The sequence below is a fragment of the Propioniferax innocua genome, from assembly GCF_006716235.1.
Classification (GTDB): Bacteria; Actinomycetota; Actinomycetes; order Propionibacteriales; family Propionibacteriaceae; genus Propioniferax; species Propioniferax innocua.
Genome location: NZ_VFOR01000001.1, coordinates 501260 through 516413 on the forward strand (window position 1 = coordinate 501260; position 15154 = coordinate 516413).

14 protein-coding genes and 1 tRNA gene are annotated in these 15154 nt (G+C 65.6%); 9 read left to right on the forward strand and 6 right to left on the reverse strand.

What is annotated here, in order from left to right:
• Both FB460_RS02280 and FB460_RS02285 read left to right on the forward strand, forming a co-directional pair.
• The gene (locus FB460_RS02280) at nucleotides 1–867 is read left to right on the forward strand and encodes a MaoC/PaaZ C-terminal domain-containing protein (protein ID WP_142092492.1); all 867 of its coding nucleotides are present in this window, start codon (nucleotides 1–3) and stop codon (nucleotides 865–867) included.
• A 58-nt stretch (nucleotides 868–925) separates the two neighbouring features.
• Nucleotides 926–1246, forward strand: a complete 321-nt coding sequence (locus tag FB460_RS02285) for a hypothetical protein (protein ID WP_142092493.1) — start codon at nucleotides 926–928, stop codon at nucleotides 1244–1246.
• Between the two features lie 32 nt (nucleotides 1247–1278).
• On the opposite strand, the gene polA is transcribed toward FB460_RS02285, so the two are convergent.
• Nucleotides 1279–4020, reverse strand: a complete 2742-nt coding sequence (gene polA / locus FB460_RS02290) for a DNA polymerase I (RefSeq protein WP_211345871.1) — start codon at nucleotides 4018–4020, stop codon at nucleotides 1279–1281.
• Nucleotides 4021–4100: 80 nt separating this feature from the next.
• Here polA and FB460_RS02295 point away from each other — a divergent pair, with 80 nt between their 5' ends.
• A complete protein-coding gene (locus FB460_RS02295) occupies nucleotides 4101–4520 on the forward strand; it encodes a PaaI family thioesterase (protein WP_142092495.1) in 420 nt (139 codons plus the stop codon).
• A 3-nt stretch (nucleotides 4521–4523) separates the two neighbouring features.
• On the opposite strand, the gene FB460_RS02300 is transcribed toward FB460_RS02295, so the two are convergent.
• On the reverse strand, nucleotides 4524–5093 hold the full coding sequence (locus FB460_RS02300) for an ANTAR domain-containing response regulator (RefSeq protein WP_246044279.1): 570 nt from the start codon (nucleotides 5091–5093) through the stop codon (nucleotides 4524–4526).
• 279 nt (nucleotides 5094–5372) lie between these two features.
• Here FB460_RS02300 and FB460_RS12995 point away from each other — a divergent pair, with 279 nt between their 5' ends.
• The 3 genes from FB460_RS12995 (at nucleotide 5373) to FB460_RS02310 (ending at nucleotide 6618) form a co-directional block, all read left to right on the forward strand.
• Complete coding sequence (locus tag FB460_RS12995; protein ID WP_170209918.1) at nucleotides 5373–5540, forward strand: hypothetical protein; 168 nt, start codon at nucleotides 5373–5375, stop codon at nucleotides 5538–5540.
• A 202-nt stretch (nucleotides 5541–5742) separates the two neighbouring features.
• Nucleotides 5743–5819, forward strand: a tRNA-Val gene (locus FB460_RS02305).
• Nucleotides 5820–6003: 184 nt separating this feature from the next.
• Nucleotides 6004–6618, forward strand: a complete 615-nt coding sequence (locus tag FB460_RS02310; protein WP_211345795.1) for a CueP family metal-binding protein — start codon at nucleotides 6004–6006, stop codon at nucleotides 6616–6618.
• A gap of 1 nt (nucleotide 6619) precedes the next feature.
• Here the strand turns inward: FB460_RS02310 and FB460_RS02315 are convergent, their stop codons facing one another.
• The 4 genes from FB460_RS02315 to FB460_RS02330 form a co-directional block, all read right to left on the reverse strand.
• Nucleotides 6620–7225, reverse strand: a complete 606-nt coding sequence (locus FB460_RS02315; protein ID WP_142092496.1) for a response regulator transcription factor — start codon at nucleotides 7223–7225, stop codon at nucleotides 6620–6622.
• Nucleotides 7226–7293: 68 nt separating this feature from the next.
• The gene (locus FB460_RS02320) at nucleotides 7294–8418 is read right to left on the reverse strand and encodes a sensor histidine kinase (RefSeq protein ID WP_142092497.1); all 1125 of its coding nucleotides are present in this window, start codon (nucleotides 8416–8418) and stop codon (nucleotides 7294–7296) included.
• 27 nt (nucleotides 8419–8445) lie between these two features.
• Nucleotides 8446–9456, reverse strand: coding sequence for a CPBP family intramembrane glutamic endopeptidase (locus FB460_RS02325; protein WP_142092498.1), 1011 nt, complete (start codon nucleotides 9454–9456; stop codon nucleotides 8446–8448).
• A 103-nt stretch (nucleotides 9457–9559) separates the two neighbouring features.
• Complete coding sequence (locus FB460_RS02330; RefSeq protein ID WP_246044207.1) at nucleotides 9560–9964, reverse strand: DUF3052 domain-containing protein; 405 nt, start codon at nucleotides 9962–9964, stop codon at nucleotides 9560–9562.
• Between the two features lie 219 nt (nucleotides 9965–10183).
• Here FB460_RS02330 and aceE point away from each other — a divergent pair, with 219 nt between their 5' ends.
• From aceE to FB460_RS02345, 3 genes are all read left to right on the forward strand, one after another.
• On the forward strand, nucleotides 10184–12952 hold the full coding sequence (gene aceE / locus FB460_RS02335; protein WP_142092499.1) for a pyruvate dehydrogenase (acetyl-transferring), homodimeric type: 2769 nt from the start codon (nucleotides 10184–10186) through the stop codon (nucleotides 12950–12952).
• A gap of 72 nt (nucleotides 12953–13024) precedes the next feature.
• Entirely contained in the window at nucleotides 13025–14347 is a 1323-nt protein-coding gene (locus FB460_RS02340) for a histidine kinase (RefSeq protein WP_170209919.1), read from the forward strand.
• Nucleotides 14344–15048: a response regulator gene (locus FB460_RS02345; protein ID WP_211345796.1), complete on the forward strand. Its 705-nt coding sequence runs from the start codon at nucleotides 14344–14346 to the stop codon at nucleotides 15046–15048. The genes FB460_RS02340 and FB460_RS02345 overlap by 4 nt, the downstream gene beginning before the upstream one ends.
• Nucleotides 15049–15154 lie beyond the last annotated feature (106 nt).

Below are 15154 nucleotides of genomic sequence, written 5' to 3' on the forward strand. Positions count from 1 at the left end.
ATGGGCGACCTGACCGTTCTTCCCGAACCGCCGTCCCTGCCGCGCGAGTTCGCCCGTGCCCTGCTCACGTTCGGACGCGACGGCGTCGACGGAGAGATTCCCGGAACCCTCGTGCAGACGACCACCACGGTGGACCGCGACCGACTCATGGACCACCAACGCCTGTGCGGGTTCAAGGTCAACGACACGTTGCCGCCCACGTACCCACATCTGCTGGGGTTTCCACTACAGGTGCATCTGATGGGCTCAGCGGATTTCCCGCTGCCGATGCTCGGCATGGTCCACGTGTCCAACGAGATCACCGTGCACCGTGAGCTCCATGTCGACGACGAACTGACCCTCCAAGTCGGGGCCGAGGCGATGCGTCCCCACGCCAAGGGGGTGACGGTGGATCTGGTGGCTGCGGTGACCGTGGCCGGGGAACTGGCATGGGAATCACGCAGTACCTATCTGCACCGCTGCACTCCCCCGTCGGACGCCGAAGACCCGGATCCTGTCGAGGCCGCAATGCCCGAACCGCCCGCCGTTCCTGCGGGACCGGCCGCGGCGGTGTGGAAGCTGCCAGCGGATCTGGGGCGTCGCTATGCCGGGGTGGCCGGCGACATCAACCCCATCCATCTGCATCCGTGGACGGCGAAGGCCATGGGGTTCCCACGCGCCATCGCGCACGGCATGTGGACCTATTCGCGGACGCTCGCAGCGCTCGGGGCGGACGGAATCGGAACGTCGCGGGTGTGGTTCCGCAAACCGGTGCTGCTGCCGGGGCGGGTTGCGCTCCACGTCGCCGAGGATCATCGGACCGCAGCACTGGCATCGCCCAAGGACCCCGACAGGATTCACTTGGTTCTGACGCACCAGGCCCTCTGAAGATCAGGCCAGCCGAGGCCGATGTCGGCCAGCGCGCCTCGGCTCGTAGGCTGATGGCATGAAGCCTGCAGAAGATGTCCAGACCGCCCCGATCGCCGCCCTCGGCCTGATCGGCGGCTATCTCACCGCCCGTGAATCGGGCATCCGCTGGCTCGGCGGTGTACTGCTGGGCGCAGCCGGGATCTACGCCGGACGCTCGTGGCTCGCCCGCGGCGGAGTCAAGGATGTGGCGCTCCTGAGCGCCCTCTACCTGGGCGGGTTCGGAGCATCGCATCCGCTGGCCAAGAAGGTCGGTCCGTGGCCGAGCGTTCTCGCGGTGACCGCGCTCTCAGCGGGAGCCGCTGCCGTCGTCTCCGACAGCAAGGCTCCCAACAACTGACCGGACGCCTTCTCGGCCTCCGGCGAGAAGGCTCAGTGAGCGGCGTCGTGCCAGGAACGGCCGACGCCGACGCTGACGTCGAGGGCGACAGCGAGCTCCATGGCATGCCCCATACGGTCGCGCACGATCTGCTCGAGTTGTTCACGTTCCCCGGGCGCCACCTCCAGCACGAGCTCATCGTGAACCTGCAGCATCGTGCGGGATGTCAGGCCGGCCTCGGCGAGGGCCTTCTCCACCTCGAGCATCGCGATCTTGATGATGTCGGCCGCCGAACCCTGGATCGGTGCATTGAGAGCCATGCGTTCAGCCATCTCGCGTCGCTGCCGGTTCGATGAGGTGAGGTCGGGAAGGTAGCGGCGTCGGCCGAGAATGGTCGCGGTGAACTGCGTCCGGCGCGCCTGCTCCACGATGCCGTGCAGATAGTCGCGCACGCCACCGAAGCGTTCGAAGTACCCCTCCATGAGGGCTTTGGCCTCACTGACCTCGATGCCGAGCTGCTGCGAGAGCCCGTAGGCGCTGAGCCCGTAGGCGAGGCCGTAGTTCATGGCCTTGATCCTGGCGCGCTGTTCCCCGTCCACCGCGTCGGGTTCGACGCCGAACACGTGGCTGGCCATCGTGGTGTGGAAGTCGAAGCCCGAGTTGAACGCGTCGATCAGCCCGTCGTCCTCGGACATGTGCGCCATGATGCGCATCTCGATCTGCGAGTAGTCAGCCGTCATCAACGATTCGAACCCGTCACCGACCACGAAGGCCTCGCGGATACGTCGACCCTCCGCGGTGCGGATGGGGATGTTCTGCAGATTCGGATCGGTGCTGGAGAGGCGCCCCGTCGCGGCAATGGTCTGCTCGAAGGTGGTGTGGATGCGGCCGTCGTCGGAAACTGCATCGAGGAGTCCATCGACGGTCTGCCTGAGCCTGATGGAGTCCCGATGGGCCAGCAGATGCGCCAGGAAGGGATGCTCGGTGGTGGCGTACAGGTGCTGGAGCGCTGCGGCGTCGGTGGTGTAACCGGACTTGGTGCGGCGCGTCTTGGGCATCTCGAGTTTCTCGAACAGGACGCGTTGGAGCTGCTTGGGCGATCCGAGGTTGATCTCCTCCCCGAGCACCTCGTAGGCGGCCTGCTGGGCGGCCTGCACCTTGTCGTCGAAGCCGGATCGCAACTCATCGAGCTTGTCGGTGTCGATGGCGATACCGGTCTCCTCCATCGTCGCGAGGGTCCGCTGAAGGGGCAGTTCGACATCGGTCAGGAGCCCGAGCTGTTCGCGATCGGTGAGTTCGTCCTGCAGGGCGAGGGCGAGATCGATGATCGCCCGGGCCCGGATCATGGCGTCCTCGCGTTCCTGCTCGAGCTCGGCGTCGTCGGCGAAGAGCGCGTCCTGCGTGGTATCGGTGGCACCGGCGTTGTTGAGGCGCAGTTCCCGCTTGAGGTGACGCATCGTCAGATCAGCCAGATCGTAGGTGCGTTGATCCGGTCGCAGGATGTAGGCGGCGAGCTGGGTGTCGCACGTCAGGCCGCGCGGATCCCATCCTCGGGCGCGCAGGGCGTGGAGCGGCCCCTTGCCGTCATGGAGGGCCTTCGCCCGTGTCTCATCGGCGAACCATTCGGCCAGGGCGGCGTCGTCCTCGGGTGACAGATCGGTCAGGTCGATCCATGCTGCGGCCCCGGCGGCGGTGGCCAGGGCGAGCGAGGTGGCGTCGCCTGTTCCGCGACCCCAGGTGCCGGCCACGGTGAGCCCGACCGTGGCATCGGCCGTGGCGTTTTCGGTGAGCCAGTCGGCGACCTGACCGGTCTCCAGCGTCGTGCCGTCGATCTGGAAGCCGCCCTGGGGTTCTTCGTCCTCATTGGGCAGCGCTTCGATCAGACGGTCGCGCAGGACGCGGAATTCGAGCGCGTCAAAGAGTTCGTGTGTGGCTTCGCGGTCCCAGTCTCGTCGTTCGAGGTCGGCCAGGGTCACCGGCAGGTCGAGGTCACGCACCAGCGCGTTGAGGCGTCGGTTCGTGCGGACCTGCTCGATGTTCTCGCGCAGATTGTTGCCCGCGACTCCCTTGATGGAGTCGGCGTGGGCGAGAATGCCGTCGAGCCCGTCGTACTGGTCGATCCATTTGGCGGCCGTCTTGGGCCCCACCTTCGGAACGCCCGGCAGGTTGTCGGAGGTCTCCCCCACCAGAGCCGCGAGTTCGGGGTATCGCGCGGGCGGGACGAGGTACTTCTCCTCCACCGCCTCGGGGGTCATGCGCGCCAGATCGGAGACGCCCTTGCGCGGATACAGCACCGTCACATGGTCGGTGACGAGCTGCATCGCATCACGGTCGCCGGTGCAGATGAACACGTCCATGGGTGCCGAGCCCTTGGACGCCGAGGTGGCCAGCGTCGCGATGATGTCGTCGGCCTCGTAACCCTCGAGTTCCACATGGACGATGCCCAAAGCGTCGAGGACCTCTTTGATGAGCGCGACCTGACCACGGAACTCATCGGGAGATTTCTCCCGCTGCGCCTTGTAGTCGGGGAACTCCTCGGAACGGAAGGTCTGACGCGAGACATCGAAGGCCACCGCGAGGTGTGTTGGCTGCTCGTCGCGGAGCACATTGATGAGCATCGAGGTGAACCCGAAGACGGCATTGGTGTGCTGCCCGGTCGCGGTGGCGAAGTTGTCCACCGGCAACGCGTAGAACGCGCGGTAGGCCACCGAGTGCCCGTCGATGAGCAACAACCGGGGCTTTGCGTCACTGCTGGTCTGGCCCCTGCTGGTCTGGGATGCGTCTGCTGAGTCCACCACGTCGTCGATGGTAGCGAGAGGCACCGAAAGATCTGGGAACCCTGCCCAAAGCCACGCGATCCTGCCAGACTGTACAGATGATTCCTGACTGGTACGCCTCGGGCGAGGCTTTCCCCCACGATCGACTCAACGAGAAGATGGGTTTCGAGGCCATCGAGGTCTCCGCCGAACGAACGGTCGGCCGCATGCCCGTGGAGGGCAACACCCAACCGATGGGTATCTGGCACGGTGGCGCAACGTGCGTCCTGGCCGAATCGCTGGCGTCGATCGCCGCCTTCGCACATGCCCGGGAGCACGGCAAGGTCGCGATGGGGGTAGAGATCAACGCGACCCACCACCGGCCCGGAACCAGCGGGTGGATCACCGGCGTGGCCACGGCCGTTCGGCTCGGTCGACAGTTGGCGACCTACGAGGTCGTGCTCAGCGATGACGCCGACAACCGTGTGGCGACCGCGCGTGTGACGTGTGTGATCGCCGAGGCGCCGAAGCGCGGGTGAGCGTCAGCCCTTCTTCGCCTTCTTGGCGTGATCGATGACGCCTTCGGCGACCTCGCGCATGGTGCGGCGCATATCCATGGCCGACTTCTGGATCCAGCGGAAGGCCTCGGCCTCACTCATGCCGTACTGCTGCTGCAGCAGCCCCTTGGCCTGATCCACGGCCTTGCGGGAGGCGAGTCGCTCCTCGAGGTCCTCGACCTCGTCCTCCACAGCGCGAATCTCGGCGTAACGGGCCATGGCGATCTCGATGGCCGGCACGACGTCGGACGCGTCGAACGGCTTGACCACGTAGGCCATGGCACCGGCCTCACGGGCACGCTCCACGAGCTCACGCTGCGAGAAGGCGGTGAGCATGACCACCGGGGCGATGCGCTCCTCGGCGATGATCGATGCCGCTGCGATGCCGTCCTGCTTGGGCATCTTCACATCCATGACCACGAGGTCGGGCTCGAGCTCGCGCGCCATGGTCACGGCTGCTTCACCGTCGGCTGCTTCGCCGACCACGTCATAGCCCTGCTCCTTGAGGAGCTCGATGAGGTCGAGTCGGATCAAAGCCTCGTCCTCGGCCACCATGACGCGCGGACGCTTCTCGGATTTGGTCGTGACACCGTCCTCATTGAGGGCATCGGTCAACGGCGCCTCGTCGGGCATGGGGATCTTGGGCTTCTCTTCGGATGCAGGGGTATCCGGTTCACTCTTCTTCGACGTCACGAAGCCATTGTTCCCCACGAGTCAACACGGAACAAACCAGCATATACCAGTACGCCACTGGTCCCATGGGATCGTTCCCATGACGCATCCCCACGAAGGACCGACCAAAAGTGTCAGCCCCCCCCCTGAGATGCTCAAGACATGGAGACATCTTCGCTTCCGCCGAACTCGATATTCGGACGGTGGGCCAAACCCGGCCCTGCAGATCAACCGCACCCACTCATCGACATCACCGAAGAAGACCTCGAAGAAGAACGCCGATACAACGAGTGGCTCTCCGAAGTCACCGACCCCAAACGTCACACCTGACCCCACACCCGAGCAAACCACACCTGTCCGGAAAACCGGGTCAAGCTCCCATCTCCGCACACGCGGAGATTCGTCCCCCTTCTCGCCATCGGGTTGCACGCAGCCACGCTGCGGCCACAGTCGCAATTCGCAACTTGCCTGAATCCCACACCTTCAGAAAGCCCCTCTGGGGAATGGCGTCTCTAGTACACTCTCCCACTGCGGGCGCATAGCTCAGTTGGTTAGAGCACCTGCCTTACAAGCAGGGTGTCGGCGGTTCGAGTCCGTCTGTGCCCACCAATGAAGTCGGCGGTGCCTCTTTACGGCATCAGACACCACACAATCGACAGCAGTGGCACACAGGCCCTGCACAATCAGGCACCGCCACCTCGAGAAGTCCTCGAAGCCCGATGCGAGAATCCCTGTGGGCAGGATCACCCAAGGGGAATACCCGTATGGGGTATCCCCCTAATACCCTAGAGACATGCGCAATCGATCCATCGCCTCAGTCGCCGCCGCCTGTGCATCCATTGGTGCCCTCATGCTCACTGGATGCGGAACAAGCACTCCCACAGCCGAGCAGTCCACCTCTTCCAACGCCGCCGAGGCCTCCGCCGCCGATCAGATACTCGCTCCCCTGGGGCTTGCAGGCGAGGATGCCGAGCAGGTCATCGAGGCACTCGACAGGACTCCCCTTGCCGAACGCCCCGAGGACACGATCGCTTCGGTCCGCCACAGCGAGCTCGTGCTGCAGAACCAGAGCACCGAAGCGACCCTGCCAATCGAGGGCGACAAGCACTACCTTTCGGTCGCGCCGTACGTTTCGCAGACTCACGAGTGTCATTTCCACAGCCTCACCACGTGCCAAGGCGAGCTGGCCAACACCCCGATCGATGTCAAGATCACCGATGCGCAGTCTGGTGACGTATTGATCGACAAAACCATCACGACCTACGACAACGGCTTCTTCGGCGTATGGCTCCCTCGTGACATCAGCTACGAGCTGACGATGTCGGCCGACGGCAAATCCGCCGTCGTCCCCGGGGCCACAGGCCAGGATGACCTCACCTGCATGACCACTCCGGCCAAGCTGACCTGAGTCAGATCCAGCCTTTTTCCTTGGCCCGCCTCACGGCTTCATGCCGGTTCCGCACGCCGAGCTTGGCCACGGTCGACGACAGGTAGTTCCGCACCGTGCCCGGTGACAGGCTCGCCCGGGCAGCGATCTCATCCACGGGCGCACCCTCGGCCGCCAGGGCCAGCACGTCCGCTTCACGCGCAGTGAGCGGTGAATCCCCCGCACCGATCGCCTCGGCGGCCAACTGCGGGTCGACGTAGCGTCCGCCCCCGGCCACCGTTCGCACCGCCGACGCCAACTCCGCAGCGGTCACCGTCTTCGGAAGAAACCCGCGAACCCCCACACCCAGAGCCTGCTTGAGATACCCCGGACGGCCGTGCGAGGTGACGATCAGGCACCGGCACGATGGCATCTCCTCCGCCAGGATCCGGGCCACCTCAATGCCATCGGGCTCAGGCATCTGCAGGTCGAGCAGCGCCACATCCGGCTCGTGCTTGCGCGCCACGGTCAGGGCTTCCCCACCGGAAGCGGCCAGGCCCACCACGTGCAGGTCGTCCTCGAGTTCGAGCAGACCGGCGAAAGCCTGCCGGATCAGCGTCTCGTCCTCGGCGAGCATCACCCGGATCATCGTTCCTCCTGCCTCAGTCCCAGTCACCACAGCGCCAGTCACCACAGCGCCAGTCACCACAGCGCCGGTCACCGCACCTGCGCTGTGACCACGAACCTGTCCCCTTCATGTTTGCACTCCACGACGCCACCAATGGTCTCCATACGCTCACGCATGCCTGCCAGACCACCGACGCCGGGTTTCATCGGGTGCGGTGCGTCATTGCTGATCACAAGGCGGCTCGACGTCAGCTCGATCTCCACGCGCCTGGCGTCCGAGTGACGAAGGATGTTGGTGACCCCTTCACGCAGAACCCAGGCGAAGGTGGACGCCACCTGCGGGTCCTTCACCTCAACAGTCGATGTGTCACACACGATCCCCGCCGACTCCAGCACCGCGCGGGCGCCACTGACCTCGGCGATCAGATCCAGCTCTCGGTAGCCACGGACCACCTCACGCACCCGCTCGCCCGATTCATCGGCCAGCGCGTGGATCGCTCGCATCTCCTGCTCGGCCCGCTCGTTCCGGCCCCGACGCGTCAGCTCCGCAGCCAACTCGCTCTTGACCGCGATCGACGCCAAGGTCTGGCCGAACAGATCATGCAGGTCGCGTGAGATCCGGGCCCGCTCCTCGCTGGCGGCCAGCCACCCTGCCGCGTCGCGGGCCTCCTTGAGGTCAACCATCACCCGCAGCATCCAGGCCGCGATCCATCCGGTGAACACCATCGCGGCGATCACCGGCCCCCACAGGAACAGGTTGAAGGGTTCCGTGGGCGTCACACGCACCAACAAGATCGCCAGGGCGAACACCACCCCGCCTGCCACGAACGCCAGAGCCAATGCCCCCTCCATTCGCAGCCCCAACGCAACCAGGGTGAGCATCACTGCGATCGGGACGACCCACATCGACGACTCCACCCGCCACCAGAGCCCCGCAAGAACCCCGACCGACGCCACCGTCACCACGGTGATCATCATCAGCGGGCGGCCCATCCCCTGCCACGGTCGCGGCCGGACGCAGGCGTCCAACATGCGCTTGCAGAACCATCCCGACACCACGGTCAGAGCCACCACCACGGGCAACGAGACCAGTGCCCTGCGCGGATGATCCACAGCCGGGAACAGCAGCAGGAACAACGGCAGGCCGACCACCGGGTACACGCACCAACGCGCGTACTGCTCGAACTGGTGGGGGTCGGTACGACGATCGTGCATGGACACCATGGTGCTCGATCCGCGACCTCAGTGCGTGACCGGTTCCTCCGCAGGAACCGTGCGCTGCACCGGACGACGCTTCGTGATGATCCACGTGACCGCGGCGGCAGCCACCATGAGGCCGATGTACGGCAGCATCTCCAGCCCCACTTCCGCCTCTCCGCGCGTGGCCAGGCTGTCGGCGCCGTCACCGACCATGAACGTCCCGGCGGCCATGAGGACGACGTTGTGCACCGAGTGGATGAGCGCAGGTACCTCGATTCCCCCGGTACGCCAGGCGATCACCGCGAGCGATGCGCCGAAGGTGAAGTAGTACAGCAGCATCATCGGTTGGAAGGCGAAGTGGGCCAGCATGAACAGCGCGCTGCTCAGCACGAGCCCCACCACAACCCCCACGGCTCGGCGACGCCCCGCCCACGAGGCGAACCCACGGTTCAGCAGTCCGCGGAACAGGTATTCCTCACCGGTCGCCTGCAACGGGGTGGTCAACAACACCACTGCGGCCAACAGCCAGTCGACCAACGCGGGTGCCTCGAGCTCCACGAACACCAGGTTGAGCACACCGACCACGAGCCAGACCGGCACGACGATGATGGCGGCCCGACCCAACAGCGACCATCGGAATCGGCCCATCACCGAATGGAGATCACGGCTCGGCCCATACAGCAGGCGCTGCACACCCAGGCTGATCAGGATGCAGCTGCCCCAGGACAGATTGAGAGCGAGCATGGCCGCAGGGGTCACCATCCGGCCCCCGGTGAACTGCGGGAAGGCTTCGTCAAGGGCCCAGGCGCCCACGCTCAGCGTCAGGTTGACCAGGGGGAAGCCCACGACCACCACCAACAGGGCGACGAGTGGACGCCACCATCCACGACGCCGCACAGCCACCGGATAGGTCGTCCCGACGATGTCGTCATCCATGGCTCGCGGACGGATGTCACTGACGCCGGATGAGGGTTCCTCCGGCGTCCGGTACTGCGTGGGCAGGGTGTCGTGGGGCGTGTGATCGGACGGGGGCATGTGCTGTGTCGAGTTCATGACCCCAGCCTCCCGCCGCTTCGGACGCTTCCCCCGTGCTGCGCATCACCGATCTGTGTGACACGTTCACGGCCATGAGGTGACAGATGTCATCTGCTGTCGGTCAGCGTCGACGCGGACGCTCCAGTTTCACCGCGGTCCAATCCGCCGAGAGGTTGGCCGCCGTCGAGGTCCGCGACAGTCCGGCGGTCGTGGCGGCTTCGCTCAAGTCGGCGGGATCCACGTGCTCGGGGCGTCCGACCTTCGGTGTCAACACCCAGACGAAACCTTTCTCGTCCAGGTCGGTCAGAGCGTCGACCACCCCGTCGGTCACATCGCCGTCGTCCTCACGCCACCACAGCAGCACCGTGTCCACGGCCTCCACCGCGTCCTCGATGAGCTCACCGTCGATGGTGTTCTCGATCGCCAGACGCAGATCATCATCCACGTCATCGTCCCAACCGAGCTCCTGCACCACCATGCCGGCGGTGAATCCCGACCTGCCGACCAGTTCCATGATCGGGGACATCTCGCCCGATTCCTTCACACTGCCGGCTCCCTGCGCCGACGAGGCCTCGCCTGCCACCAAATCCTCACTTCCGGTATGCGGGTGATTCTGCCCTTGCAGTCTGGCATGAATCGCCCCCTGAGTGCGATGTCTTGGGTGGCGATGAGAGTATTACGACGCACACCGGATCGGCACCCCACGCTCGGCCGAGGCCGGAACGACACATGGTTAGGAGATCGCATGGTTGCAGGTGAACGCCCCGCCATCAATGCACAGGGAACGGCGAGTCAGCTTCCCGACATCGACCCGGAGGAGACGCAGGAATGGCTCGATTCGTTCGACGCCATGCTCGAATCCCAAGGGCAGAATCGCGCGCGGTACCTGATGTTGAAGATGATGGATCGCGCGCGTCAGCGTCACGTGGGTCTCCCGGCGTTCCGCAGCAGCGACTACATCAACACCATCGCGACCGAGGACGAGCCATGGTTCCCCGGTGATGAGGAGATGGAGCGTCGTTTCCGTCGCATGATCCGCTGGAACGCGGCCATCATGGTCTCCAAGGCCAACCGTCCCGGTCTCGAGGTCGGCGGCCACATCGCGTCCTACGCCAGTGCGGCGACGCTGTACGAGATCGGCTACAACTACTTCTTCCGCGGCAAGGATCACCCCGGTGGCGGCGACCAGGTGTACGTGCAGGGCCACGCGGCCCCCGGCATCTATGCCCGCTCCTACCTTCTCGGCCGTCTCGATGAGAATCACATGGATGGGTTCCGCCAGGAGAAGTCGGCAGGCGCCGGCATGGGTCTCTCCTCCTATCCGCACCCGCGGTCGATGCCCGACTTCTGGGAGTTCCCCACGGTGTCCATGGGCATCGGCCCACTCAACGCCATCTACCAGGCCCGGTTCAATCGCTACCTGCAGGACCGTGGCATCAAGGACACGTCCGATCAGCACGTGTGGGCCTTCCTGGGCGATGGCGAGATGGGCGAGCCCGAATCGCTCGGCGCCATCGGTCTGGCCGCCCGCGAGGAGCTCGACAACCTCACGTTCGTGATCAACTGCAACCTGCAGCAGCTCGACGGCCCGGTCCGTGGCAACGGCAAGATCGTCCAGGAACTCGAGTCGTTCTTCCTCGGTGCCGGCTGGAACGTCATCAAGGTGCTGTGGGGACGCGACTGGGATCCCCTGCTCGCCCAGGACACCGATGGCGTCCTCATCAACAAGATGAACACCACGCCCGACGGCCAGTTCCAGACCTACACCACCGAGAGCGGCGACTACATCCGTTCGCACTTCTTCGACGACCCACGTCTGCAGAAGATGGTGCAGGACTACACCGATGACGAGCTCACAAAGCTCTCCCGCGGTGGCCACGACTACCGCAAGGTGTATGCCGCCTACCACGCCGCACTGCACCACAAGGGTCAGCCGACGGTCATCCTCGCCCAGACGGTGAAGGGTTGGACGATCGAGGCCCTCGAGGCGAAGAACGCCACCCACCAGATGAAGAAGCTCACGAGCAAGGATCTCAAGGCCTTCCGTGACCGCATCAAGCTGCCGATCCCCGATTCCAAACTCGAGGATCCATACAACCCGCCCTACTATCACCCGGGCATGGATGACGAGGTCATCCAGTACGTGTTGGGTCGACGCCAGAACCTCGGCGGATTCCTGCCACGTCGCAAGGTGGCTCCACGCAAGCTGGAGCTGCCGAAGAAGAAGCTCTACAAGCCCCTCCTGACCGCTCCCGAGAAGGGCAAGCAGCCGCCGAAGGTGGCCACCACGCAGGCACTGGTGCGTCTGCTGCGCGATCTGATGAAAGATCCAGAGTGGGGCAAGCGCGTCGTGCCGATCGCACCGGATGAGTACCGCACGTTCGGCATGGACTCGATGTTCCCGACCGCGAAGATCTACAGCCCGCACGGGCAGACCTACGAGTCGGTGGACCGCAAGCTGCTGTTGTCCTGGAAGGAGTCGGAGCAGGGCCAGCTCCTGCACGAGGGCATCTCCGAGGCCGGCGGCCTGGCTTCGGCCACCGCCGCGGGTGCTTCGTACTCGGTGCACAACGAGCCGATGATCCCGTTCTTCCTGTTCTACTCGATGTTCGGGTTCCAGCGCGTCGGCGACTTCATCTGGGCCATGGCCGACCAGCTCTCGCGCGGTTTCCTCATCGGTGCCACCGCCGGACGCACGACGCTGACCGGTGAGGGCCTGCAGCACGCCGACGGGCACTCGCCACTTCTGGCGGCGACCAACCCCGCGGTCGTGCACTACGACCCGGCCTTCGGCTTCGAAGTGGCGCACATCGTCAAATCGGGCATGAAGCGCATGTACGGCTACGGAACCGACGAGGATCATCCCAACGGCGAGGACGTCATCTTCTACCTCACCGTGTACAACGAGCCGGTCCCCCAGCCGGGGCCCCCGGAGGATCTCGACGTCGACTCGCTGCTCAAGGGCATGTACCTGTACCGCCCGAACAGCAACAACGGCGACGCCAAGACCCAGATCCTGGCGTCCGGCGTCGGTCTGCCGTGGGCGCTGAAGGCGCAGGAGATCCTGGCCAAGGATTGGCACGTCGACGCTGCGGTGTGGTCGGTCACGTCCTGGAACGAGTTGCGCCGTGAGGCCGAGGAGGTCGAGAACTGGAACTTCAACCACCCCGGTGACGATGCCCGCGAGCCGTTCATCACCTCGTCGCTGAAGGGCACCGAGGGCCCGGCGGTTGCGGTGAGCGACTACCAGTCGGCGGTGCAGAACCAGATCCGCCCGTGGGTGCCGCAGCCGATGACGACGCTGGGTGCCGACGGCTTCGGCTTCGCAGACACCCGTCCGGGTGCGCGTCGGTTCTTCCAGATCGATGCCGAGTCGATCGTGGTCGCGACGCTCATGTCGCTGGAGCGGGAGGGCAAGTACCGTTCCGGTGCCGCCCAGGAGGCTTACGACCGTTACCAGGTGGGCGATCCCACCTCGACGCACGGCGTGCCCCAGGAAGGTGGCGACGCCTGAGCCGCGCCATGACCCGGTGACTCATCCCGTGGCATGAGGCATCATCACCGACGCCCGATCCACAATGGAGGCATGTCCTCCTCCGTGGGTCGGGCGTCGGCGTCTCTTCAGACGCCCGCGTCGGGTCGTGTCTCGCTGCTGGACCGTGCTCTGACATGGTCGTCGCGTCACCCGACCCTCGTGGACGCCGCCACGGCCCTGCCATGGACCGTGCTGGCCTTCATGGGCCCACCCATCTGGGTGGACACCGAACGTTGGCAGGATCTGGTGTGGGCCGCGTCGTGCGCGGCGTTGTTCCTGACGCTGACTCTGCGGCGACGCCGACCCCTGGCAGCGGTGGCCGGGCTTCTCGGGATCGGAGTCGTCCATGTGGTGACGCTCGGGACCTACAGCTTCCTCGCCGTCATCACAACGGCCTGGGCCGGATACTGCATCCATCGACGACTGGCGCGTCGGGCCCGGTCCGTGGCCACGGCGGTCCTGTTCACCGGCACCGCGGTCGCGGCGCTCCGGTATTCACCGGAAGTGGTGGCACTGCCATGGATCGAACGTTGGCCGGTGGTGCTCATACAGTGGATGGGAGCCGGATTCTTCTGCCTTCTGGGAACCGTCGCACGCAAACGTGACGAGGAGGCCGATGCGGCTCTCGAACGTGCACTGGCCGAGGAGCGGCAACGGACGCAGGAGTTCCGACTCGCGACGCTCGGCCAGCGGACCCGCATCGCACGCGAGATGCACGACATCGTCGCGCACTCACTCGGTGTCATCATCGCGCAGGCCGACGGGGGCCGTTACTCCCCCGACGCCGACGACGCGCGTACGGCCCTGTCCACGATCGCGGAGCTGGGCCGCGAGTCGTTGGGCGAGATGCGGTCACTCGTGGCGGTTCTCCGCACGGACGATCCACGAGGGACCGGCCCGACGCCAGGTGTCGACGACCTCGAGGCTCTCGTCGATGACTACCGTGCCGCGGGTCTGGACGTGCGTCTGCGGTGCAGTGGTCTCGGTGAGGTTTCAGGTGCGGGTCCGGAGGCGGCGTCGGCGCCGGGTGACATGTCTGTGGCTCGAGCGTCGTTGTCCCAGCCCGTTTCGCTGACCATCTATCGCATCGTCCAGGAGGCCCTGACGAACGTGCTCAAACATGCGTCGGGAGAACCTGTGGCCGTGACGGTCCGGGGCCTCGACGACGTGGTGGAGGTGCAGGTGTGGAACCGGTTGGCTGCCGATGATGATGCAGGACGCCGAGCAGATCCGCACACGCCCGACGGAGTCGCCGGGTTCGGTATCACCGGGATGCGGGAGCGGGTCGCGATGCACCATGGGACTCTCCAGGTGGGCCCCGGAGCCGGCGGCTGGGTGGTTCTGGCCCGGGTGCCCCTCCGGGTGGCGTCATGACCGCGGAGACGAAGGTGATCCGCGTCGGGCTCGCCGATGACCAGGAACTGTTCACCCACGGCGTGGCCATGGTCGTGAATTCACAGGACGACCTCGCCGTGGCGTGGCAGGCCGCGAACGGGCGTCAGGCGGTGACGTGCAATGCCCGCGACCGGGCCGATGTGGTGTTGATGGACGTGCAGATGCCAGAACTCGATGGCATCGCCGCAACGAGTCGGCTGCTCGACACCTCGCCGGAGACGCGTGTCATCATGCTCACCACCTTCAACTGGGACGACTACATCACGCAGGGGCTGGCGGCAGGGGCGTCGGGATTCCTGTTGAAGGACACCTCCCCCGAAGACATGTTGCGAGCCATCCGCACGGTCCATGCCGGCGACGCGGTCATCTCCCCACAGGCGACGAAGCGGCTGATCGAAGGCATGCGCCCGATGCTGGGCGTCGACACCGAACCGAGCCGGGACAGGGCCACGCGACGCATCCTGGACGAGCTCACGCCACGGGAGACCGAGATTCTCGTGGCGATGGGCAAAGGGTGGAGCAACAGTGAGATCGCCGCACGCCTGTTCATCTCGATGCCCACGGTGAAGACCCATGTCTCCCATGTGCTCGCCAAGACCGGATCGCGCGACCGTGTGCAGGCGGTGCTGTTCGCGTTCCGCCAAGGGCTCGTCTCGCGTCGCGACCTGTTGGAACCCTGACACCCCGAACCCTGACACCCCGAGCCCTGATGCCGTCTCATACCGGGGTATGGCGCCAGAACCATGCGTGAAGCCGAGGTGCGTCGAGAATCCGGACGCGACTGTG

Coding starts and splice junctions, on each gene's coding strand:
- FB460_RS02280 (WP_142092492.1), top strand. CDS start 1: ATGGGCGACCTGACCGTTCTTCCCGAACCGCCGTCCCTGCCGCGCGAG.
- FB460_RS02285 (WP_142092493.1), top strand. CDS start 926: ATGAAGCCTGCAGAAGATGTCCAGACCGCCCCGATCGCCGCCCTCGGC.
- FB460_RS02295 (WP_142092495.1), top strand. CDS start 4,101: ATGATTCCTGACTGGTACGCCTCGGGCGAGGCTTTCCCCCACGATCGA.
- FB460_RS02300 (WP_246044279.1), bottom strand. CDS start 5,093: ATGGTGGCCGAGGACGAGGCTTTGATCCGACTCGACCTCATCGAGCTC.
- FB460_RS12995 (WP_170209918.1), top strand. CDS start 5,373: ATGGAGACATCTTCGCTTCCGCCGAACTCGATATTCGGACGGTGGGCC.
- FB460_RS02310 (WP_211345795.1), top strand. CDS start 6,004: ATGCGCAATCGATCCATCGCCTCAGTCGCCGCCGCCTGTGCATCCATT.
- FB460_RS02315 (WP_142092496.1), bottom strand. CDS start 7,225: ATGATCCGGGTGATGCTCGCCGAGGACGAGACGCTGATCCGGCAGGCT.
- FB460_RS02320 (WP_142092497.1), bottom strand. CDS start 8,418: ATGCACGATCGTCGTACCGACCCCCACCAGTTCGAGCAGTACGCGCGT.
- FB460_RS02325 (WP_142092498.1), bottom strand. CDS start 9,456: ATGAACTCGACACAGCACATGCCCCCGTCCGATCACACGCCCCACGAC.
- FB460_RS02330 (WP_246044207.1), bottom strand. CDS start 9,964: ATGTCCCCGATCATGGAACTGGTCGGCAGGTCGGGATTCACCGCCGGC.
- aceE (WP_142092499.1), top strand. CDS start 10,184: ATGGTTGCAGGTGAACGCCCCGCCATCAATGCACAGGGAACGGCGAGT.
- FB460_RS02340 (WP_170209919.1), top strand. CDS start 13,025: ATGTCCTCCTCCGTGGGTCGGGCGTCGGCGTCTCTTCAGACGCCCGCG.
- FB460_RS02345 (WP_211345796.1), top strand. CDS start 14,344: ATGACCGCGGAGACGAAGGTGATCCGCGTCGGGCTCGCCGATGACCAG.